This window comes from Rhizobium sp. AN68 (assembly GCF_030758035.1).
In the GTDB taxonomy this organism is placed as follows: Bacteria; Pseudomonadota; Alphaproteobacteria; order Rhizobiales; family Rhizobiaceae; genus Agrobacterium; species Agrobacterium tumefaciens.
On sequence record NZ_JARWMI010000002.1, the window covers coordinates 494,694 to 516,543 of the forward strand.

The following is a 21,850-nucleotide window of genomic DNA, read 5'->3' on the forward strand; positions in this document are numbered from 1 at the left end:
ACGGCAGCCCATTGCCGCCCAACGCCATCAGCCGCCCTGGGGCCCTCTGCTCGGCCGGGCGGCACGGACCGCTGCCAGTCCCCTGATGCCCTCCTTATCGCCAATGGACGTCAGACTTTCGAAAATCTGCGCAGCATCGGCGTAGCGGTTCATGGCAAGATAGGAATAACCGCGCAATACCATGAGATCGGTGCGCTCATCGGCAAGCCGCGCACGCTGATCAAGCAGGAGAAGCGTTTCCGCATAACGTTTCGACTGGAAGGCGGAAACCGCCCTGTCGGCCAGGATTGAAACCTGCAACTCAGTCGCGCGCGGGCGGTCCATGCGCGATTTCGTCGCCGAGACAGCGGCATGGTCAGTCAGCCCCATGCGCAGATAGGCAAGGCTCTGGCCATAGGCCGCATCGCTTTTAACAGTCGACTGGCCGCCGGCAATGGCGGATTCGAAAGCCTTCAGGGCTTCCGCCGGCCGGTTGGTCTCCATCAGGCACCAGCCGAGATCAAGCGCCTGCTGTGCGGGCAGGCGCTGGGGATCGGGATAGACCGCGCAGGAGCGTGGACGTGACGAGGCACTTACGGTCCTCTGCGTCTGCGCTGGCAGACGCGCCTGCTTCCGCGAAGGTTCCGGAGCCGGCTGCTGGACAGACGGCTGGCTATAAGCCACCACTGTCTCAGGCTGCGGCGCATAGGGCGCGGGTGCCGTTGTCTGGGAAGCTGTGGCGACAGGCGGTGCGGTGACGGGCGCTATCTGCTGCGCGGACTGGTCCACCATACGTGCCGTTCCCACATCAGCGATGCGTTGCGAGCGGCTTGCCCATTGCTGCTGTATGCTGCGCAGACCGGCGAGATTGCGCAGATCGTGATAGCTGACTGCCATGCCATAGGCCGATGGTTCGTCATCGGCTTTCCAGCCAAGTGCTGTGCTGAACCATTGCAAGGCGAGCGGCGTCTGCCGGAAAGCAAGCGAATACCAGCCGAACTGCTGCGCGGTTGCCGCATCCTTCCGGGTTATTGTTTCAGCGGCGATGCGCTGCAGCACATCCGGCGGCAGGACCACAGGCGGCTCAAGCGCCAGAAGATTGGCTGTCGCGGCAAGATAGGTCGCAAGCCCGTCGTCCGAAGCGGTGCGCCACTTATACATGACCTCCTCAGCTTCACGTGGCTCGTTGCGGTCGATCAGCGCCAGCGCCAACCCCTGCGAAGCAGACGCGCTGTCTTCCTCTTCCCGCGCTTTGCGAAACCACTTTTCCGCCTCCGCCATGTTCTTCTGGCGGATATTATACCAGCCGAGCAACAAGGCATCGCTTGCAAGCTTGTCGGTCTCGGCAAGCCTTTCAAGCCGCATCAGATAGGCGGAAGGAACGGAAATTCCCTCCTTCTCCCCTGCCTTGGCCACGAACTGGCGGGCGAGATCGTTCTTGACCGGTTCGAATTCCAGCTGACCGTCTGCGTTGGGCTTTTCCTTGGCAAGCAAATCGCCGATCATCTCCGCCGGCAAAAGCGCGGACGCCTTCTGCACCGTGGCGAGCCTGTCGCTTGGCGTCGTGCAATTGTTGAGAATGTAGAGATAGGCGTCGCGCGCTCGTCCCATACGGTCGGTATTGGCAAACGCATCGGCAACCCGCCACAGGACATCCACCTCGCTACAGGTCAGCAGGCCGGGATTGCTGGCGGCCGCGTCCACCACTGTCGAATATTGCTTGAGATCGGAAGCGTTGACGAGCCGCTGGCGGGCCTCGGCGAGGGAAAGCATGCCGGTCAGATTGTCGGGAGGCTGCCAGCCGGGTTCCGCCTGCTGGCGGTCGGCGATCGCCTTTCTGACCTCGGCGTAACGGCCGTCGCTATAAAGCTGCCACATGGCATCGAGCCGGGGATCGCCGTTAACGGGAATGGCGAGCGGATCGGCAGGCGGTGTCCAGTTCGGATAGAGCGTGCGCAGCCTCGCGATTTCGGCCTGAAGCCGCTGGGTATCGCCCTTGGCCGCGAAATAGCGCAGCGCGCTGAGATCGACCTCGGGCATGTCTGATGACGCCGGCTGGGTCTGGCGGGGTGCGGGCGCCTGCGCCATTTGGGGCTGCGATATCTGTCCACCCGTCTGTGTCTGCGTAACCGGCGGTTGCGGATCAGTCGCCGGCACCGTTACCGCTGGCGTCACGGGTTGGGTTAGCTGCGCCATCTCGCGATTTTTAAGGAACGCGTTGATCTGGGCCGGATTGGCTGCCGCTGGAGAAACGCGCTGCGCCGCACGGTTGTCGCCAACCGCCGAAGTATGAATGTCCGATACACGTCCGAGAATGGTGTCGCGCCAGTGGAAGGCGGCGAGAGCAATCAGAAGCAGGATGAGAGCCGAGGTAGACAGCGGTTTGTTCATCGGCACTCCCCGTTATTCCTTGCCAGAAACGACAATGCCAGAAGATGCAATGTAGAAGGATAATAAAGCGTTGGCTGAAAGCCTTTCAGTTCGGCAGGCACAGCCGGGCCGCCGCCGGCGCAGGCTGCGAGCGCCGGAATGATGCGATAACCGGGATCCGACAGAACGTCCTTGACCGCGCCGCTCTTGAGATCGAAAGTTCCCGCAGCACCGCTTTCCAGCGTCATGCCGTTTTTCAGGCGGTCAAGCAGCTCCGGCGAGCCCATTTTCGCCCTTGCAAGATAAAGCGGAATCCGCACCGCATTGTAACCGAACTCGGGCGGAAACGCCGATGCCGGTTGCGGTTTCGTCTTCATCGACACCCAGTCGGCGGGCAGTTTCCTGTCGCTGAAAGCAAACGTACCGATCTGCGCCACGCCGTCGTCGGCAAGCGCCTTCCAGAGTGGCGATGGTGCGACGAGATTGAGGACCGGAAATGCTTCGAAAATCAGATAGGAAGGATTGACCACCGGGCCGTCGCCCCGGTCAACCTCGCCAAAGCCGCTGGCGGCGGGCAAAAGCAGCGTTCGCCCGCCGCGCTGAACGACAGTCTTCTTGAGGACGGCTGATGCGATGGCCGCCGATGCCTCGGCATAGTCCTGCCGGTTCCACTGGCCGGCAGCCAGCGCCAGCGCGTAGGCAATCAGAATATCGCCGTCCGTGGCATTGTTGATGTCAGTCACATGCGGTCTGGTGCGCGGATCCCATTTCCACGCAGAGAGACCGTCGTCGCGCACCAGGAGTTCCGTGCGGGTGAAACTCCATATCAGCTCGAAGTCGGCAATGTTCTCTGAAAGAACGGCAAGCCACATGCCGTAACCCTGACCTTCGCTGTGGCTGATATTGCCGTTACCGGTATCGATGATGCGCCCGCCGGGATCGAGAAACGCACTTTTATAAGCCGACCAGGCCTCAGGCGAGACAGATGCGGCGCGGGCAATCGAGATGCTTGAGATCAACGCCATCAGCGACACGCAGAAAATGCCGGCAAGTCTAAAAATCCCACGCCTCATCGGTGTCGCCCCATCATACGCAGCATCGCGAAGGTGGCAAAGCCCAGGAGCGACACGAACCCGATGAATGCCAGCGAATAGGAAAGAACATTGGAAGACAGCCAATTAGCAGCGATCAGCCTCCAGTTCGAGAGGGAAAACGCCCGCGTGACATAGAAATACGGCTGCCCCACCTCGACCGTTTCGATCTTTTCTGCACCGGCATCATAAGCTGCGACCCGCCCGGTGACGTCGCGCCAATGGTTTTCACGCACCATCGAAGACATGCCGTCACGAAGCTCCGCCGACGTCGGGGCGGTAGCCAGCGTCCAGACCCCTTCGCCGGAAGGGCTTAGACCCTGCACCAGCATGAAGGAGACATTGCCGGGCGGCGCATAGGGCTGCTCGGCCGCCGGCAGGAAACGCAGCGTATCGGAACTCAGATCGAAATTCCGCTTCATCCACTCCTCAAAGGAGGAAACCTGGCCTTGCCAGATGCCGCCGTCCACCCGCTCTCGCCAGTCATTAAAGAGGGTTTCGCTGTTCTGCGCAGGCGGCTGAACGCCCGTTCCCATTTTCCAGGATATCTGGCTGGAAGGGACAAGATTGAACTGGCTGATCAGCGATTGCGGGAATTGCGAAATCGTCCCGACGAACAGGGCGTCACGGTCCCCGATCACCAGCGGCGATGCGACGGTCTCGACATTGATCGGATATCCCGCAGCGCTTGCCAGCCGGCTGACCAATGTCGCCGCCGCCGACATGGTGTCGGTATCGAAACGATCAAGCGACAATGCGACGGGATTTGCGGCAAACCTGTAGGGCTGCCCGGCACCGGACATCGCGGCGAGATCGGGCTTGCGACCGATCTGCGCGTAATCGGGAATATGGATTTCCGATGTGTCGAACAGGGCAAAACGCGGGGTCGTGCTGGCCGGCGCTCCCGGCGCGCAGACCTGATCCTGCGCCGTCATCAACACGGCCTCGATGGTGACCTTGTTCGGGCCAGGCTTGAAGTGGCGCATCGTCACATTGATGGGCAGATGCCGGAAAATGCCGCCACCATTGTTGGAGATCGGCACGGTCGAGGCGATCTCGTCATTGACGTAGATGTCTATATGGCTACCGGGCAGCACCTGCGAGGAATATGCGGCATCGAGCAGCATGGCCGCCTCGCCATAGGCCGACGCATAAAAGTCGGCGGGCATGCCGACGTAGAATTCGTTGCGGAAACGCCGTCCGCCAAATTCGCTGCTCTCAAGCCCAAGCTCGGAAAGCGCGATGCGACGGTCCGACATGACGAGCGGCACATCCGGCGCGTGCCAGCTGCGGGTGGAAAAGGTCGTTCTCTGGGCACCGGGCGTGCGCGAGATCGAGGAAAAGAGCGTCTCAATCGCCGCCTGTACCGCCTGCGGGGTGGGACCGCTGACGAAGAGTGGCGAGAGGCCACCCGGTGCAGTGGTATCGAAGCCGGCAAAAGCACCCGCCGACGCCTCGGGCGGCACCGCGCCGGTGAAGCCGGCAATCTCGCGTGCGGTGCCGACAAAAACCACCAGCGTTCCCGCCTTGCGTTCGGCGGAGGGTGCTGCCACGAAACGGATCGTCTGGTTCGGCATCTGGGTTCGGAGTGCCAGAGCCTGCGAAAGGCGCAGCAGCGAGATCTGCAAATGCCGGATTGCCGAGTGCAGGTGCAACGATCTCGATCGACGTCGCCGCCTTGGCGTCCGGACCGGTTGCCTGGATATCGTCGATATTGGTGAAGTTGCCCGCGACATCGGCGTTAAAGCCGATATAGGTATTTGCCGGATTAACATCGGTCCAAAGATCATAAGTGGACTGGATCGTGCAATCGGTTCTGTGGCGTTGCTGCACGCCAAGCGTCACGACATTCGCGCCCACCTGCAGGACACCGGGTGGAATTTTCAAGGAAACATTGCCCTCACCGTCGGGCGCCTCAATGCGCGCCGTCTCCAGCGGAACATTGTTGAGGCTGACCTGGAAATTCGAGTCTTCCGGCGCGACCACGATGGCGTTCTGATAACCAATATTCAGCGAAACGGCGGCATTCACCTGCTCGGGCGTCAGATAAATGCTCCACTGCCGCCGATCCATTTCGCCGGAAAGGCTGAGCTTTTCGTACGGCAAGATATACCGGCGACGGCTATCCGCCGCGGGTGACGATGCCTGAACGGGTGCGGGTCTCGCCTGACCCTGCGGCGGCATGGATACGGGTGGCGTCAGCGGCCGCAGCGGCGGTTGCGGCGCAGGTGCGGGCTGCATTACCACAGGAGGCTGGCCCACTGCAGGCTGGGTCGATTGCTGGGCTGGCTGCGGCTGGCGCGGTACAGCTGGGGGAAGTGTCGGCGGCGGAACGGGTGCCGGAGCTGTCTGTGCAGGCTTCTCCGGCGACATGTCGAAGGGTGAGGACTGCGCCATCGCACCGGTTGCGACGACACCCAACATCAGCGCTGTCAGTGAACTCCTGATCGTTTTACCGCCGTTCATTTTACAACTCCGGCAGGTTTGACGGTTTTGGAGGCGGGCCGGAGCGCCTTGGCCAGATAGAACAGGCCGCGCTGCGTCTGGAACAGCGATATCGCCAGAAAGATCGCCGTGCCTCTGATGAGGCCGGGGTTCTTGCGGCGCACGCGCTGGAACTCGCTCCATTGCTCGGAATTGGCGAAGATCAGGTCGGCGATCAGGCGGTGATCGATGGCGCGCTGCGGCGAGAATGTGCAGCCTATGGAAATGAAACCGTCGCTCCGGACCGTGCGGACCACATTGATGGCCATGGTTTCCGGCACGCCCTCGCTATGAGGCTTCACCCTAATGATCGCTGTCGTGTTCTTTTCGATAGCGGTGGTGCTGTCGAAAAGATTGATCAGCAGGCCATGCACCGACACGTTGTCAATGGAGGCCGGCACCCATGCGTCACTACCCTCAAGCTTGACCTCGCAGCGCCGCTTGACGGTGATGCGCCGCGACGCCGATTTTTCGCCGCGCTCGGAGACGACGCCAAGCGCACAGCCCGCGAAGATAAGGTTGAGCAGGTTCCAGCCGCCGACGACGAGTGTGACGTCCGCCTTGTATGGCTCGGCGTAGATGCGCCAGATGGCAAAGGCCATCGCAACCAGCAAAAGTGCGAAAATGACGAAGAACGGGCGGCTGATTTCCGAAAGCCGCGCCTCGGCGATGGATTCGTCCTTCGCCGTCACCTTGAAGGTCGGCTTGCCCGGATTGAAGATCACCGACACGACTGCTGGCAGAAGGTGGACCGTCTGCACATATTCGTAGAGTTCAGAAATCCACGGCCAGCGGAAGCTGCCATAGAGATAGTTCTGCATCATCAGGTTCACGAGCATATACGCGGCCGTATAAGCCAAAAACTCGCCGCCGGAAGCCACGAAAATCTGAAGATCGAAGAACAGGTAGAACAACGGCGCAAACAGGAAGATCGTGCGCGGGAACGGGAAAAGCCAGAACAGCGTCGACGACATGTAGCAAAGACGCTGCGTGAAGGAGAGACCACGGCGGAACAGAGGCTGGCGAAAGATCAGGATCTGCATCATGCCCTGCGCCCAGCGGCTACGCTGGCCGATGAAGCTTGCGAAGGTGGCCGGTTGCAGCCCGGCGATCAGGGGCTTATCGACATAGACGCTGTTCCAGCCGCGCGAATGCAGCGCGAGCGCCGTTTCGCAGTCCTCGGTGATGCTGACGCCGCTGAACCCTTCCGTATCCAGCAGTGCCTCGCGCCGCAGCACGGCGGCGGAACCACAGAAGAACGCGCCGTTCCACTTGTCGAGACCGCGCTGGATGATGCCGTAAAACATCTCGTTTTCGCTCGGCATCGTCTCGAAGGTGCGCAGATTGCGCTCGATCGGATCGGGATTGACGAAGAAGTGCGGCGTCTGCACCAGGAACAGCCGGGGATCTTCCTCGAAATAGCCCACCGTTTCCAGAAGGAAATCGCGCGCCGGCGCATGGTCGGCGTCAAACACCGTCACCAGTTCGCCGGTGGAATGGGCGAGGCCGTTATTGAGATTTCCGGCCTTGGCGTGGACGTTGCGCTCGCGCGTCAGATAACGCACGTCGAGGTCCTCGCAAAGCTTCTTCAACTCCTCATGGCGGCGCTGTGCCGCCTGTGCCTCGACGATATTGCTGGCATTGCGCTTCTGCACCGAGCCGCCGTCGTCCAACAGCCAGACGGTGAACTTGTCGGCCGGGTAATCCATGTTCTTCGCAGCCGCCAGCGTATTGGCGAGAAGCTCCGCGTCCTCGTTGTAACTCGGCACGAAAACATCGACCGTCGGCCGGTAATCGGGTGAGCCAGGCCGGGTCTTGCGGGAAGGCAGCGGCATCGACACGATGACGAGGCTGAGACCCAGCATCACGACGCTGTACATTTCCGCGAGATAAAGCAGAAAGCCGGGAATGAAGTTTTCGAGCTGGTTGACGGGCGGCAGCGTGCTCGTGGTGCGCCAATAGACATAACGAAGCACGATGGCCGTGCCGAACCCAAGCGCCACGAGCCGCCAGGCTCCCTGCCCGTTGAAACTCTTTATTGTAGCGAGAAGGACGAGCGAGATCGCCGTGGCGACCAGGTGCGTCTGCAGGCTGACCGGCATCGTGACGATGGCCAGAACGCAAAGCGACACAAGAAACCAGACAATGATTGTGATGGCCTTGTTCATCCCGAAACTTTCCGCTCTCTTCCCCGCCCGGAATTTTTACCGGGATCTTTTGCAATGCCCTCTTCTGCTGTTGCTCCAGCCATCACCTGCATCCCGGAGGCGCTGCCGAACCGGACAGACATGTGGGCGACGGAATGGCCACCTGCGGAACCTGCGTCGGCTGCTGGCTCTCCACCTGCACGCTGGCCGCGCGCCTGCCGACTACAGCAGCAGGCCTCGCGGGCTGGGCGGGCGCGCCAACGGATGCGGGTGACGGAATACTGACTGCCGCCACCGGCGGTAGCGGCTGCGCCGTTGGCTGAACAGGCGTGACGGGTACGGCAGCACGGCGCACGGGTTGCAATGGTATGCTCGCAGTAACTTCACTGCCGGGCCGCATCGGCACCTCATTGGTCTTCATGGGATAGACCGGATGGCCCGGCCGCCCAAGGTTCTGATCCACCGCCTGCGGCGTGCCATAGGGGTTCCAGCTTTGCGAGGCATAGGTGCCGGTGATCGTGTAATTATACATGACCGTCAGAAGCTGCTCGACGCTTGCCCCCGACTGGCAGAGGCGCAGTCGCACCTTGATACGCCCCAGGTTGCGGAAATCCTGCCGCATGCTTTCGGGCGAGCGGATGTCCTGCCAGCCATAAAGGCAGGTATCGCTGCCTCGGCCCTTGCCGGCCGCATAAGAAAAGGCGCCGTAACCGTTCTGCAGATAATTCGCCGACATGACGATGTTCTCACCCGGAAACTCCGAGCGGATCTCCCGCGCGACGGAGGATGCCTTAAAGCCGGAGAAAGTCAAAGCATCGCGATCAGTGTCGCCGGCTTGCTGCGGACCGAAGAACTCGGCCTTGATGTAGTTCTGTCCGGGCGTAGCGGCTTCGGCGCGCAATACGACCTGCTGCGCCACGGCATTGGAATAGGTGCGGTTGACCACGGTGACGATTTCCGGACCGCCGGGCGGTGGGAAAACCAGCGCTTCGGACGCAGACAACATCTTTGCGCCCCCGAACGACCTGACGCCCGAGGGAGTATTGCAGCCCGAAAGAACTGCAATAGAGAATAGCAATGAAGTAAAGGCAGAAAATTTCACTGCCCCGTGCCCCTTTATTTCCCCAAGCCCTAACAGGTTAAAAGGAGACCGAATCACTAATGACCAGACCATTGTTACGAAATACGGGAGGCAGGCGAATAAGCAATATCAAATTTATATTGTAATTTCTGATGCTTTGTGGCCTCCGAATCGTTTCGGATCCCTTCTTTGCCGGACGAGACGACGGAACCAAATCGCGCTGGTGCGGGTTCGCTCGGCGTGAGGTCGATATTTTTACGGTTGCAGCGCAATATGTCCCATGGTCTACTTGCGTCTATAATGACGTATTTTTATTGATCACTTTTTTCATTCAACTGTAAAAACAGAGAGTTGACGCATGACTGTGCAATTTCCGAGTATCTCGCAGGCGCTTGCCGAAGAGATCGGGACCTTACGGAAATGGCTTGAAGAGGACGCACTGCCGCTGTGGTGGGAGGTTGGCTCCGCCCGTCCGGACGGCGGTTTTTACGAGCGCCTCGGCCAGGATGCGAAACCGGTTTTTTCTGATGACCGCCGCGCCCGCGTGCAACCTCGTCAGGCCTATTGTTTCGCTGCCGCCGGCCAGAACGGCTGGCCGGGTCCGTGGAAGGATGCGTTGCTGCATGGGCTGAGCTGGTTCGAAAAGGTCTATCGCCTCGATAACGGCCTTTACGGCAACCTCGCCGACCAGACCGGCAAGCTGATCGATCCGTCCTTCGATCTCTACAATCAGGCTTTCGCGCTTTTCGCCGCAGCACAGACGGCCGCAGCCCTTCCCGACCGCAAGGACGAGATGCGTGCCCGGGCGCTCGAGATCCTCGCCGTCCTCAATCGCGACTACAAACACCCCGTCGCCGGCTTTGAGGAAGCGAACCCGCCGCGCACGCCGCTGTGCTCCAATCCGCATATGCATCTTTTCGAGGCGATGCTTGCCTGGGAAGTGCAGGACCCCGAAGGTCCATGGACCGCGCTGGCCGACGAGATCGCCGGCCTTGCACTCACCCGCTTCATCGATGGCAGCAATGGCGGGCTACGCGAATTCTTCGGCCATGACTGGATGCCGTTTGAAGGCGAGAAGGGCCGCATCATGGAGCCCGGTCACCAGTTCGAATGGGCCTGGCTTCTGGTGCGCTGGGGCAGCCTGCGCAACAATGGCGAGGCAATCGCCAAGGCCAAGCGCATGTTCGAGATCGGCGAAGCGCATGGCATCTGCCCACGCCGCAAGGTCGCGATCATGAGCTTGTACGATGATTTTTCGGTACATGACGGGCTGGCACGGCTCTGGCCGCAGACGGAATGGCTGAAGGCAGCCTTGCGCCTTGCCAGCGTGACCATTGGTGAAGAAAGACAGCGTTATCTTGCCTCGGGCCTGAGAGCCATCGGCGCGCTGCAGCCTTTCCTCGACACACCGGTCAAAGGGCTTTGGTTCGACAAATGGCCGGCCGACAAGCCGATGTTGGACGAACCGGCACCGGCCAGCACTTTCTACCACATCGTCTGCGCCATCTATGAGGCTGAGGCCGTACTCGCCTCCAGCCATTAGAGTCCGGGCGGGCGAGCGGGCCGGGCGTCCGCTCTACCCGCTCCAGCCTCAGTTAAGCCGCGCCGGGCGCACAACGCGCCAGTCGGGCTTGCCGAGATTGTGCGGCCATGGATGCACGTCCTTGTCGTTGAAATAGACCACCTCTTCCAGCTTTGGAAAATCCGCCTGTTTCAGCGTCACGTCGTTCATCCATGGACGGACGTAGGAATCGCCGCCTTCATAACCCAGTTCAGCAACCCAGACCGGTTTATTGAAGGTTTCGACAAGCCCATAGCCCTTGCGCAGGAGATCGGTGAACTTCTGCGGCCCGCCATATTCGATCTTGTCATAGTCCTCGAGACCGAAGACCGAGAGACCGACCAGGTCCGCGTAATTGTCACCAGGATAGTAAGCGCGCAGACCGTCGAGACCTTTCGGCGACCACATCACCTTGACGCCGGGGACCGCCTTGCGGGTCATGTCCACCATGCGTTTGTAGGCCGTGATATAGTCCTGCGGGTTCCAGCCCGACCACGAGAAGCGGCCGGATGTGTCTTCCATTTCCTGTCCCCAACGCAGGATCAGCGGGCTCTTCATTGCGGACATGCGTGCGGCGATCGCCTGCATGTTCTTGTCGTAATCGCCTCCCATCACCTTGCGGCGCAACTCGTCGGAGGTGAGCCGCCAGTTGACGTCCCATGACCAGGGTTCGACCGTGATCAGCACGTTACGCTTGCGCTCCAGAGCGTAGGCATCTGCGAGCGCGAGGCTGTCGAGATCCACGTCCTCCCAGGGCAGGAACAGATGTTCCGTCGCCACCCCGGTCTGGCCGGTGAAATCGCCGTGCGGATCGTAGGCGCCGAAGCGTATACCATCCGCGTGCAATGTCGGACGTTTGTCGGCAAGCGTCTTCATGCCCGTGGAGCCCATGGGCGCGACCCCCTGGGCATCCAGTTTGAATATGGGGTACATGCTGGCTGAAGCAGCAACAGCAGCCCCGCTTGCAAAGAGCAGTCTTCTTCTTGTTATTTGCATGACACTTTCCTCCTACCTCGTCGCAGTCATCGCCTTGCCATAGGCGGCGATTTGCGGGGTGACGTCGTCCTTGTGGACAAGTTTCAGGAATTCATCTCCGGGCCGTGGCGGATTATGCCGGAAGACGTACCAGGGGCCGCCCTGCTTGCGCTGGTAAAGCACCTGACCGATGCGACCGTGGTCGAAACACGTGTCGGCCTTGCCGTTTCCGGCATCGGTTTTCCAGGTAGCGCGCATGCACAGCGTACCTTTGGCATCGACAGTCCAGCGGCCTTCACCGACGGCCTTCTTGCCTTTCTCTTCAGTCAGGGCGATGAACTTGCGGCCATCGGCGATGAAGCGTCCGCCACCAGTCTCCCATTTCCAGGTCTTGTCGTAATACATATCTACGACTTCGCTGGTCCGGAGCGGTTTCGGCGTCTTCGTGCCGCCCGCGGCGTGGACGGCACTTGGCGCGATCACCGCAAGGCAGAGTACGAAAGCGGAGAACCCGCATTTGCTTATTGTTGTTCTCATCACAGCCTCCTCCTTCTATTGTCCGACCCTATTGTCGGCCAGCATGATTTCTCCGGTTGTCATGACCGGCGGCGGCACCGTGGGCTCCGCCTGCATGTTTCGAATTCCGGGCAATCCCGGCAGTACGATGCGCAGTTTCAGACGCACCGATCTCGCTCCCTCCACGCCAGCACCGGCCACGGTGAACCGCGTTTCGGTGAAGCTGACATAGGGTTGCCCGTGCGACAGGGCCTCCAGCCCACCAATCGCATGGGAGCTGAGTTCCGCGGCACTACCTGCCACAAGCAGCAACGAACAGGCGGCAACCGTCGCCCCACCGCGCAATGCCGGCAGCCGTGGCAAGCCGTTTTCCATGGTGTGTCGGACGAGAAGAAAAACCGAAAGGCCCGCGTAGATCGCCACATTGATCGCGGCGAAGACGAAGAAACCTTCCGCAGCGTTTTCACGCGGCGCCAGCACCATTGCGAGAAGGCTTAGTGCCGCCAGAACCATGTAAGGCGCGATTACGCGCAGCGGCAGCGGCGGTTTTGCCTGCGTGCCCTTGGGTGTAATGCGAAAGTCGACGAAATCACCACGGATCGTATCGCGTATCGCCGCAAGCACACCCATCAACGACCAGGGCCAGCGCAGGAACAGAAACACGATGGCTTCCCACCCGAAGAGTTTCGCATCATGCGGGCGAAAGGCCCCCGTGGCCCGCCAGAAAAAGGCGAACACGATCATGATGAATGAAATCGGCAGGAAATGCGCCAGAAACACTGGATAGGAGGCATTGACGAGTACCTGGCCGCTCAACAGTGCAAAAGCGGGAAGCACGAACATCAGTGCCATGAAGCCGGAAAACAGGGGATACCAGAGCTGTGAAAACAGGAACTGGAATTTCAACCGCAAGGGAAGCTTCGGCACGTAATGCCGCGAATATTGCAAGAGGATGGTCATCAGACTGCGTGACCACTGGAATTCCTGCACCACGAGATCGGTAAAAGTCACCGGCCCGTCGCCATGCGCTATTGCGTTGACAGCGTGGACGCCGCGCCAGCCGCCCGCGTTCATCAAAAGCGTGGTGGAATGGTCCTCGGCAAGCTCGGGTCCCAGACCGCCCACCTCACGCAGGGCTTTGGTGCGCACGGCATAATGCGAGCCGATACAAAGCGGCGCCCAGCTGTTGTTGTAACCCAGCTGCAGGGCGCCGTGCAGGCTTGCCTCGGCATAAAGCCTGCCACGCGCAGCCCAGCTTTCCTTTGCATTGGCATCGCAGATGCTTGGTGCGGAGACATATCCAACCGCCGGATCGGCGAAAGGACGGATGATTTCACTCAGATAGTCCGGTTCCGGAACGTGATCGGCGTCGAATTGCGCGACGAAATCATAACGCTCATACCCGTAATGATCGTAGAAATAAGCGAGATTGCCTTCCTTGCAACGGGTGCGGCGAGGCCATGTCTTGCGGTGATAATCGACGACACCCTTCCGCGTCGAAACGAAAACACCGTGCGCGCCGCACCATTTCAACGTTTGCGCATCCGGGTCCTCATCCGCAAGCCACACGTCGAATTCCAGGCCCTTCTGCTCCAGCATGGCCTGCAGCGTCTTTTGTACTACGGTAAAAGGCTCCGACGGCGCCTTGGTTACAACCATCGCCACCCTGCCTTGCGGCAGAGGAGAGCGCCGGTCAACGACCCTGGCGTTCAGGAAGATGAAGATGAAATAGGACGGCAGAAGCGTGATCCACGCGAGTGTTACCGTAACGATCGTAAAATACGGCCAGTCGATGACCCGATCCCGGTCCAGCCACCAGATCCAGAAATAGGCAAGCGTCACCAGCCAACCGCCAATGCCGAGACGATAGGCCATGCGGTTCCAGCCGGTGAAGACGGGCAGCATTGGCAATTGGCCCGCGACGGGACGCGATGATGGTACGGAAGGGGTAGAGCGAGCTTTCATGACAGCACCTCCAGCCCGAAGCCGGGACCAGCCGTGCGGATGATGGTGTCTATATCGGAGCGCTTCGGCGCAAAGCCGAGGGTCGCCCTCGCTCTTTCTATATCAGCGAACAGGGCGGGCGGATCACCAGCGCGCCTTGCGCCGAAATGCACCGGCACTTCCTGTCCCGTGACGCGATGGATCGCGCGGATGATATCCCCGACCGATGTGCCGTGGCCGGAGCCGAGATTGACACGCAGGGTCTCGCCGCCATCGGCAAGATAGTTGACGGCGGCCACATGGGCATCAGCCAGATCGCTGACATGGATGTAGTCGCGGATACAGGTGCCGTCGCTGGTGTCGTAATCCTGGCCGAATACATCAAGTTGCGGCAGCCGCGAGGCGGCAGCCATCAGTGCCCGGGGGATCAGATGGGTTTCCGGCTCGTGGCGTTCGTAAAGTTCGCCATCCGGGTCGGCACCCGCCGCATTGAAGTAGCGCAGAGCGACGAAACGCATGCCATAGGCGGCAGCGTAATCATCGAGCGCCATTTCGAAAATCAGCTTCGTACGACCGTACGGATTGACCGGCATCTGAGCCGTTTCCTCGCGGATCGGTAATTGCGGTGGCACGCCATAGGTGGCGCAGCTGGAGGAAAATACCAGACCGCCGATATTCTGGTCGAGACAGGCATCCAGAAGCGCCAGACTGCCCCCGACATTGTTGCGGTAATATTTGCGCGGATCCTCGACGGATTCGCCGACATAGGCATTTGCGGCGCAATGGATGACGAAGGCTGGCGAGAACTCCTTGAGCGTGGCCTTCAAGAGACCACGATCCAGAATGTCGCCTTCAATGAAGGGACCCCAGCGAACTGAATCCGCGTGACCCGTCGAGAGATTATCGTAAGCAATGGGCTTGAAGCCGGAATGCGCCAGCGCCTTGCAGATGTGGCTGCCTATGAATCCGGCCCCGCCCGTGACGAGGATTGTACGGGACATCTCATACGGCCTCCGCAACCTTCTTGCCGGCCAGTAGCGCATCGAAATAGACGATGGTTTTCTCCAGACCGGTTTCGAGCGGTACGCGCGGTTGCCATCTGAGCATTTCCTTGGCACGCGAAATATCGGGACGGCGCTGCTGCGGATCATCGATCGCAGCGGGCAGATGCACGATGCGCGAGCGGGAATTCGTCATGCGGATGACGATATCGGCCAGCTGCCGCACCGGAATTTCGCTAGGGTTGCCGAGATTGATCGGTCCGCTGCAATCCTTCGGCTTGGCTGAAAAACGCAGGAACCCGTCGATCAGATCATCGACGTAGCAGAAGGAGCGCGTCTGGCTGCCGTCGCCATAAATGGTGATGTCCGACCCCTTCAGCGCCTGGACGATGAAGTTGGAGACCACCCGCCCGTCATCGGGGCGCATGCGCGGCCCATAGGTGTTGAAGATGCGCCCAACCTTGATATCGACGCCATAAAAGCGGTGATAATCGAAAAAAAGCGTTTCGGCGCTGCGCTTGCCCTCATCGTAGCAGGCTCGCGGCCCGATTGTATTTACGTTGCCGAAATAGCTTTCCGGCTGCGGATTGACGAGCGGGTCGCCATAGACTTCCGATGTCGAGGATTGCACCACGGTTGCACCGCATCTGCGAGCGACTTCGAGAACGTTGACCGCGCCGAGCACATTGGTAAGCAGGGTGCCGACTGGATCACGCTGGTAGTCCGGCGGCGAGGCCGGCGACGCGAAGTTGAAGATCAGCGAGACGTCGATGTCATAGGGCTTGCGGACATCATGCTCGACCATCAAAAACCGCTTGTTGGCTTGCAAATGCTCAACATTCACGGTCCGTCCAGTCGAAAGATCGTCGAGACAGATCACCTCATGACCGCAAGCCAACAGACGTTCGCAAAGATGGGAGCCAAGGAAACCAGCCCCGCCGTTGACCAGAACGCGCTGGCCTGGCCGCCACTCGGAATAGATTGTAGCGCCGTTGTCATGGTCGTTGGGAACGAAATTACGCATTACACACTCCTCCCAATGAGGAACCAGCCCGGCTGATTCGACTTGAACTAGATCAAACTTCAGATTGCATGATATTTCGAATGTCACCTCCGGTTTTTATTTCTTCTGGAGGTTTTAATATTTGGATTCGATATATTTCAACTTTTATGATAGGCGCGTCACAAAACAGGTCAACTTTATTTTATCGAAATATTACAATTGATTACCCCGAATTACTCGTATTAATCACTCGATTTAATACTTTTTAACTACGCCTCCATTATGCCTTTCTTATTGAGCATTAGCGCAAGCTTCGCTCAACCAGTCGGGACTATTCTGGTTTTGTAAGGCTCGGTCCACCGGGGCAAAACCACCCGGCGAGATGCGACAGCTAGTCGATTTCAGGGGACATACATCATGAATGAAATGCCTTATTCCCATAACAGCAAAGCGGCCCGCCGCTGTCGTTTTGCACTTGTTGCCGCCGCACTTGCGACGTTCACTTTCGCAACGGCCTCGTGCTCCGTCGTTGAAGATGCCGTTCTGATCAAGACCGCATCTGCTAATACGGCGACGATCAAGAGCCGGGTTGCTCCAGCCAAGGCGTCCTACGGCTATGACAAGACAGGCAACGCAGCCGTCACGCTTGTTGCCGATACTTACGACACACCGACGATATCGCCGCGGCATTCCTATTCCGGTTCTTCTCCCTATATCTGCTCACCGAGCGGATTTGGTCAGAAGTCCCGCTGTTTCCTGAGGCCCTGAGCCTCAGGCATAACCTCTGCTTGAAACTGGCGTCATTGCGGCATCAGGCCCGCCAGATGTTCAGTTTCTCCAGCCGGAGATAGCCGCGTCGTCGTCCTTGTGAAAGAAGCGCGACGCTGCCTCCGTTCGGTTGCGCACATTCATCTTCTTGTAGATGTTGCGAACGTGCACCTTCACGGTATTCTCGGACAGGTGAAGCCGGTCGGCGATAATCTTGTTTTGCGTTCCCTTGCAAAGCAGGTCGAGGATCTGCACCTCGCGCGTCGTCAGCGCCGCCATTTCACTCTTGCTGACGGCAAGAGCGTCGGCGCGGTTGGCGATCACGGCGTTGCTTTGAACGCTTTTGCCGTTCACGGCCTGGGAATAGGGGGTGAGCTTGCCAAGAAGGGCAGCGGGAAAATGCTCCCCGCCCTTCATGAGGAGATCAACCGCCGCCATGAAAACGTCGAGCCGCAGATTAAGCGGCAGCACGCCATCGATGATACGCATCCCCACCAGTTGCTTCAGCGGCTCCTCAAACTTGTCGATGGTTTCGACGACAAGTGCAATTGGGGCATCCGGATGCTTTTCGCGGACTGCCGAAAGAACGCTATGAAGCCGCTCGCCCGACATGCGGTACGGCAGGACCAGCCGGACATTGGCGCCATAGTCATCGTCGATCGTTGCCGACGACATCACGCTCATCACAGCGAATGTAGGGAACTTTTTGCCCAGCGCCTCCACGAGGCACTCGGAAAACAGGTCCGGATCCGCGATGATCAATAAAGTTCCATTTACAGGCGCAACGGCTCCACTTTGTTTTGCCGCATAATCTGAAGTTCCCATGAACATCGACGTCTCCCCTAAAGCGCTACGCATTACGTTCTTTTTGGTTGTGTGCTCTGTCATTCGCCGGGATACCCCTAGAAACAAATGGGGCAACTCCCGCTTCACGGCATGTCAACTATCATTAATTACCCGTTAATTAAGGAGGCTAATACGAAAAGCTGTGCAAAGAAATGGCCCAAATGGGTTATTTCTTGCAATTGACGTACAAAATTGGTTACGCCCGTAATGAATCGTTGAGCCCGGAACCAGTGTAAAAACAAACACATCGGAAAAGCTTTCGCTCCGGTTTTGCAATCCGGGAAAATATAACTTTTGGTTGATATCCCTTTACATACCTGCCCGGCAAACGAGCTTCCGGAATGTGCCATTTCGGGATAGGGACCCTTCTCACCGCCATTGACTATATTTTTAGAAAAAGCAGCTTTTCCCGGCCTGAGCGCGATTATTTGCGTCTGAACCGGCTGCAAATCTCCATGTGACCGCCTTCCGACATATATATTGGTGGTAAGGGTGCCGATATGTTTAGCCCGAATTGATAGCTAGGAAGCGCGATTTTTCTGCTGCACAGTCTGACCGTCGCTGCAAACAGTGACCGATGGAAAGACAACCCTGGCCTTTGACGTGTGTTTGCAAACGCCGGTTCCTTTTCAAGACATAACGAAAGCAAAAAGACGAAGCCACCGCGCTCCCAACGGAGCGAGGAACGGATTTGTGCGCCTTAATACCGAGTAGCGCACAAGGGCTGAACGAGAAGAGCCCGGTTACGGGCCGATGCCAAGCCGCAGATGAGACGTACCGAGTGCATCTGCAGAACATCAATCTTTGTGCAACGCGGAGCAAGCGCGAAAAAATCCCGTTTTAGATGAGAGGGATTTCGAAAGCTGCTCCGAGCTTTTTCGGAGGAAATCGACATGGGTTACAATCCACAGCCTGCGGGCGACGACATCACCAAGATTGGCGCGCTTTCGGAGGGTTTCGCCAACACCTCGACCAATGACGCAAAGGTGGACGACAGCAACGTCGGCACCGCAAACGGTGAAAACCGCAACAACGACAACAGCGACAACAGCACCAATGTGGATGTTGACGCCAAAATCGACGTTGCAGTGGGCAACGGCGACAATCGCGACAACGACTATGACTGGAGCTATGACAGCAAGTCTTACAGCGACAACGATACGACCGTAAAGACGAGCACCGAAACCAGCACCGAAATCAAGACCGATTACGACTGGAGCTATGAAAGCAAGTCGTACAGCGACAACGACACCAACGTGAAGACGGTCACGGATACGGACACCAAGACCTTCTCCTATTCCGACGACGACACGACAACAACAACAACGACGACTTCCGACAGCTTCAACTCCGCTGACAGTTTCTACAAGTCGGATGACGACTTCGGCAACATCGCCGGCGTCAAGGATGTCGGCAATCTCGGTATCGCTGGCGGAGACCTCACCTTTAACCTCGGTGACGACTTCTCCTTCACACTTGATGTCGACAATATCCTCAACAGCTCGCTCAACGGCGAAGGCAACGACACGGGCTTCAGCCTTGTGCAGGCCAACCACCTGGCGGATCAGGATCAGGCCTGGGATGTCAGGATGGACAATGGTGGTGCCCAGAACCACCTGAGCGCGAATGCCGGCGACGCCTTTGGCGCAGAAGGCATGGACGGCAAGGGATGGGACCTCAAGGCTGGCGACGACGCTGCGGGTACCAGCACTGCAGATGCATCGGCTATCCTTGCAAACTCCGGCTTCCATCTGGAACTGGTGCAGGGCGCCAACATGCTCTCCAATGCCGTTGATGTCTCGGTCACAGGCGGTAACTCGCATGTTTCCGATACCGGCGAGGACAGCGGCTCCTGACGAGTACCTCTCTATGAAAAAAGCTGCACCGGCATTCGCCGGTGCAGTTTGCGGTTGAAGGACCGGGTTTGCGCGAAGACGAAGCACCGCCTCTTGGACGTGTGCCGCCCGCCGCCCAGGCTCTGCCGCGATGATCAGGGAGGGACCTGCAATGCAAATCGACAGAATTTCAGACATGATTGCGCATTTCATCGGCCTGTTCGACACGGTGATCGAGGAAGCGCGTCTAAGAAGCAACTATGCAGAAGGCACGGCACACGCGAACCAAGACCGGTTGTCGGATGATGACGCGGCAAGACTGCTAGACAAGAACTACGACTTGCAGCTTCAGGATTACGATCCCGGCGTTAAATATCGCGCCGGCTACTACGACTTCGACTATCTGCAACCGCATTTCGCTCGCATGGTCGAACACGACATGCAGCAGCTTGCAAATGCGATACCGGTCGATATGTCAGCCGCGCATTTCCGTTTTCCGGGCAGTGTCTCCTTTGAGCAAGAACGCGAACTGGTGGTGCACACCGGCCCTGGCTCCGTTATCGCCCATGTCACGCAGGTCAACATTCTTCAGGACGACGACTATCTGAACATGACGGACGGCCCCAATGTGGCGCGCGACACCAGTTTCGTGACCCAGCGCACCGTCGAGTTCTATAACGAAGCAGCCGTCTTCACGCCCTTTTCCGTTTTCCAGCGCACCGACAGCTACGACGCGTTACAGGCGCTCGCCAAATCAGCACATGATTATATCGGCCATGCACGCGAAAATGACGTGACGTCCCTTGGAACCGGCGCTGAACAGGATTTCGTTCTCGCCGGCAATGACATCAACGGCCTCTACATCAATGGCTCCATGGCAAGCGAAAAGCCAACACTCGACGACTTCATGCCGGATCGTGGCATTGCCAAGCCCGCTGAAGAGCCGGAAAAGAGCGATGTTTCGCTGCATGAGGATAGCCCCGCCGGAAACAGCCTCGATGTGGCTGCCGGCGCAAATGTCGTCGCCAACATAGCAACGCTGGTCAATACTGCCGTCATGGCCTCCGTCACCACCGTCATGGGCGATTATCACCAGATCGACGCAATCACCCAGGCCTATGTCTATAGCGACCGCGATGAGGTCGATTCCGTTTTCACGCAGTCCGAAGACCATGACGCAACCGCCGCATACAATATTGCGACCTTCTCACGCAGTGTCTATCCGGGTGCGGAAAGCGCCGACAGCAGCCACGATAGTGGTGAAACGCCAATATTTCCCACCGCCTGGCGTGTCAGCGTCCTCGAAGGAGACGTGTCCTTCGTCCACTGGATCGAGCAGTACCAGTTCATCAGCGACAACGACACACTGACGGTTACCTCTTCGGGTGCCAGCGTCAGCTTGCTGAGCGGTGGCAACGCTGCCCTAAACATCGCCAATTTCCTCGGCATCGGCATGCAGTACGATCTGGTCATCGTCGGCGGCAATGTGCTGGACATGAACCTCATCAGCCAGATCGCCGTGCTTTACGACAATGACTGGATCCGCGCCAACCCCGACGCGCCTGAGGGCGCCACCGTTCAGTCCGGCAACAACCTGTTGTGGAACGACGCCAGCATCCACAATGTCGGTAGCAACGACCGTTTCGAAACTATGCCGGACTACATGGCGCAGACGGTGAAAGCGATTAACGAGCGTGATCCGAACATGCCGGACGCGCTTGCCCACGATGCCAATTTTGCGGGCTATCAGGGGATCAACGTCCTTTACATCACTGGCAATCTTTATGACGTCAGCATCATCAAACAGGTGAGCGTGCTGGGCGATTCCGACTATGTGACGCAGGCAGCCGCAAAGATTCTCGAAAACAACGAGAACGTCACGATCCATATCGATACCGGCAGCAACGCCGTCATCAATCTCGCGCAGATTATCGATTACGACAGCTTCGGTTCCACCACCTACGTCGCAGGCGGGCTTTATTCGGATGCTATCCTGATACAGGGCGGCATCATCGAAAACGATGCGTCGCAACCGGGTCACCAAGGCCAGCAGCTGGCAAACGAAGTGATCGCGTTTCTGCACGACGATCCCGCCACCATTCAGAATGAATCCGATGGCGTCATCAACGCCGGTCACGACATGTCGTGGTCGAGCGCGCATTCATCCGACGTCATGCAGGCGGTCACTGCATAGGTTTTGACAGGCGGGGAGAAACGCCCGCCGCCAAAGCCGCAGAAACCGCGAGATC

14 protein-coding genes and 1 pseudogene are annotated in these 21,850 nt (G+C 58.8%); 4 read left to right on the forward strand and 11 right to left on the reverse strand.

All coding sequences use genetic code 11. The features are described from left to right. Positions 1 to 27: 27 nt before the first annotated feature. The 5 genes and pseudogenes from RBH71_RS05700 to bcsN all read right to left on the reverse strand — a co-directional run bounded on the left by RBH71_RS05700 (position 28) and on the right by bcsN (position 9,077). Complete coding sequence (locus RBH71_RS05700) at positions 28 to 2,370, reverse strand: cellulose synthesis protein (protein WP_013761565.1); 2,343 nt, start codon at positions 2,368 to 2,370, stop codon at positions 28 to 30. Continuing rightward, on the reverse strand, positions 2,367 to 3,422 hold the full coding sequence (locus RBH71_RS05705) for a glycosyl hydrolase family 8 (protein WP_003510860.1): 1,056 nt from the start codon (positions 3,420 to 3,422) through the stop codon (positions 2,367 to 2,369). The genes RBH71_RS05700 and RBH71_RS05705 overlap by 4 nt, the downstream gene beginning before the upstream one ends. Then, positions 3,419 to 5,906 (reverse strand): annotated as a pseudogene (locus RBH71_RS05710) (cellulose biosynthesis cyclic di-GMP-binding regulatory protein BcsB). The gene RBH71_RS05705 and the pseudogene RBH71_RS05710 overlap by 4 nt, the downstream one beginning before the upstream one ends. Then, positions 5,903 to 8,092 carry a UDP-forming cellulose synthase catalytic subunit gene (gene bcsA / locus RBH71_RS05715; RefSeq protein WP_038494060.1) on the reverse strand — a complete coding sequence of 730 codons (2,190 nt, stop codon included), beginning with the start codon at positions 8,090 to 8,092 and terminating at the stop codon, positions 5,903 to 5,905. Before bcsA ends, RBH71_RS05710 begins: the two are co-directional and overlap by 4 nt. An 82-nt stretch (positions 8,093 to 8,174) precedes the next feature. Beyond that, positions 8,175 to 9,077, reverse strand: coding sequence for a cellulose biosynthesis protein BcsN (gene bcsN, locus RBH71_RS05720; protein ID WP_013761568.1), 903 nt, complete (start codon positions 9,075 to 9,077; stop codon positions 8,175 to 8,177). A 433-nt stretch (positions 9,078 to 9,510) separates the two neighbouring features. On the opposite strand from bcsN, the gene RBH71_RS05725 reads away from it, so the two are divergent. Then, positions 9,511 to 10,695, forward strand: a complete 1,185-nt coding sequence (locus RBH71_RS05725) for an AGE family epimerase/isomerase (protein WP_111802594.1) — start codon at positions 9,511 to 9,513, stop codon at positions 10,693 to 10,695. Between the two features lie 48 nt (positions 10,696 to 10,743). Here the strand turns inward: RBH71_RS05725 and RBH71_RS05730 are convergent, their stop codons facing one another. Genes RBH71_RS05730 through RBH71_RS05750 form a run of 5 tightly spaced genes read right to left on the reverse strand, consistent with a single transcriptional unit; the run spans position 10,744 to position 16,173 of the window. Further along, entirely contained in the window at positions 10,744 to 11,709 is a 966-nt protein-coding gene (locus RBH71_RS05730) for a glycoside hydrolase family 26 protein (RefSeq protein ID WP_003510877.1), read from the reverse strand. A 12-nt stretch (positions 11,710 to 11,721) separates the two neighbouring features. After that, positions 11,722 to 12,225 (reverse strand): DUF995 domain-containing protein, encoded by a 504-nt coding sequence (locus RBH71_RS05735; protein WP_323687201.1) that lies wholly within the window; start codon positions 12,223 to 12,225, stop codon positions 11,722 to 11,724. 15 nt (positions 12,226 to 12,240) lie between these two features. Further along, positions 12,241 to 14,169: a glycosyltransferase family 2 protein gene (locus RBH71_RS05740; protein ID WP_038494067.1), complete on the reverse strand. Its 1,929-nt coding sequence runs from the start codon at positions 14,167 to 14,169 to the stop codon at positions 12,241 to 12,243. Next, positions 14,166 to 15,149 (reverse strand): UDP-glucose 4-epimerase GalE, encoded by a 984-nt coding sequence (galE, locus tag RBH71_RS05745; protein WP_003510883.1) that lies wholly within the window; start codon positions 15,147 to 15,149, stop codon positions 14,166 to 14,168. The genes RBH71_RS05740 and galE overlap by 4 nt, the downstream gene beginning before the upstream one ends. Before the next feature lies 1 nt (position 15,150). Further along, positions 15,151 to 16,173, reverse strand: coding sequence for a UDP-glucuronic acid decarboxylase family protein (locus tag RBH71_RS05750; protein WP_003510890.1), 1,023 nt, complete (start codon positions 16,171 to 16,173; stop codon positions 15,151 to 15,153). Between the two features lie 396 nt (positions 16,174 to 16,569). On the opposite strand from RBH71_RS05750, the gene RBH71_RS05755 reads away from it, so the two are divergent. Continuing rightward, complete coding sequence (locus RBH71_RS05755; RefSeq protein ID WP_013761572.1) at positions 16,570 to 16,920, forward strand: hypothetical protein; 351 nt, start codon at positions 16,570 to 16,572, stop codon at positions 16,918 to 16,920. A 60-nt stretch (positions 16,921 to 16,980) separates the two neighbouring features. Here RBH71_RS05755 and RBH71_RS05760 read toward each other — a convergent pair whose 3' ends face one another. Continuing rightward, positions 16,981 to 17,751, reverse strand: a complete 771-nt coding sequence (locus RBH71_RS05760; RefSeq protein WP_038494070.1) for a helix-turn-helix domain-containing protein — start codon at positions 17,749 to 17,751, stop codon at positions 16,981 to 16,983. Positions 17,752 to 18,659: 908 nt separating this feature from the next. Here RBH71_RS05760 and RBH71_RS05765 point away from each other — a divergent pair. Both RBH71_RS05765 and RBH71_RS05770 read left to right on the forward strand, forming a co-directional pair. Then, on the forward strand, positions 18,660 to 19,622 hold the full coding sequence (locus RBH71_RS05765; RefSeq protein WP_035199459.1) for a hypothetical protein: 963 nt from the start codon (positions 18,660 to 18,662) through the stop codon (positions 19,620 to 19,622). Positions 19,623 to 19,773: 151 nt separating this feature from the next. Continuing rightward, on the forward strand, positions 19,774 to 21,795 hold the full coding sequence (locus tag RBH71_RS05770; protein ID WP_038494074.1) for a hypothetical protein: 2,022 nt from the start codon (positions 19,774 to 19,776) through the stop codon (positions 21,793 to 21,795). Positions 21,796 to 21,850 lie beyond the last annotated feature (55 nt).

Excerpts from the sequence above, each read along its gene's own strand:
- RBH71_RS05735 (WP_323687201.1), bottom strand. The coding sequence starts at position 12,225 with ATGAGAACAACAATAAGCAAATGCGGGTTCTCCGCTTTCGTACTCTGC.
- bcsN (WP_013761568.1), bottom strand. The coding sequence starts at position 9,077 with ATGTTGTCTGCGTCCGAAGCGCTGGTTTTCCCACCGCCCGGCGGTCCG.
- RBH71_RS05765 (WP_035199459.1), top strand. The coding sequence starts at position 18,660 with ATGGGTTACAATCCACAGCCTGCGGGCGACGACATCACCAAGATTGGC.
- RBH71_RS05730 (WP_003510877.1), bottom strand. The coding sequence starts at position 11,709 with ATGCAAATAACAAGAAGAAGACTGCTCTTTGCAAGCGGGGCTGCTGTT.
- RBH71_RS05700 (WP_013761565.1), bottom strand. The coding sequence starts at position 2,370 with ATGAACAAACCGCTGTCTACCTCGGCTCTCATCCTGCTTCTGATTGCT.
- RBH71_RS05750 (WP_003510890.1), bottom strand. The coding sequence starts at position 16,173 with ATGCGTAATTTCGTTCCCAACGACCATGACAACGGCGCTACAATCTAT.
- RBH71_RS05740 (WP_038494067.1), bottom strand. The coding sequence starts at position 14,169 with ATGAAAGCTCGCTCTACCCCTTCCGTACCATCATCGCGTCCCGTCGCG.
- RBH71_RS05755 (WP_013761572.1), top strand. The coding sequence starts at position 16,570 with ATGAATGAAATGCCTTATTCCCATAACAGCAAAGCGGCCCGCCGCTGT.
- galE (WP_003510883.1), bottom strand. The coding sequence starts at position 15,149 with ATGTCCCGTACAATCCTCGTCACGGGCGGGGCCGGATTCATAGGCAGC.
- bcsA (WP_038494060.1), bottom strand. The coding sequence starts at position 8,092 with ATGAACAAGGCCATCACAATCATTGTCTGGTTTCTTGTGTCGCTTTGC.
- RBH71_RS05760 (WP_038494070.1), bottom strand. The coding sequence starts at position 17,751 with ATGTTCATGGGAACTTCAGATTATGCGGCAAAACAAAGTGGAGCCGTT.
- RBH71_RS05705 (WP_003510860.1), bottom strand. The coding sequence starts at position 3,422 with ATGAGGCGTGGGATTTTTAGACTTGCCGGCATTTTCTGCGTGTCGCTG.
- RBH71_RS05725 (WP_111802594.1), top strand. The coding sequence starts at position 9,511 with ATGACTGTGCAATTTCCGAGTATCTCGCAGGCGCTTGCCGAAGAGATC.
- RBH71_RS05770 (WP_038494074.1), top strand. The coding sequence starts at position 19,774 with ATGCAAATCGACAGAATTTCAGACATGATTGCGCATTTCATCGGCCTG.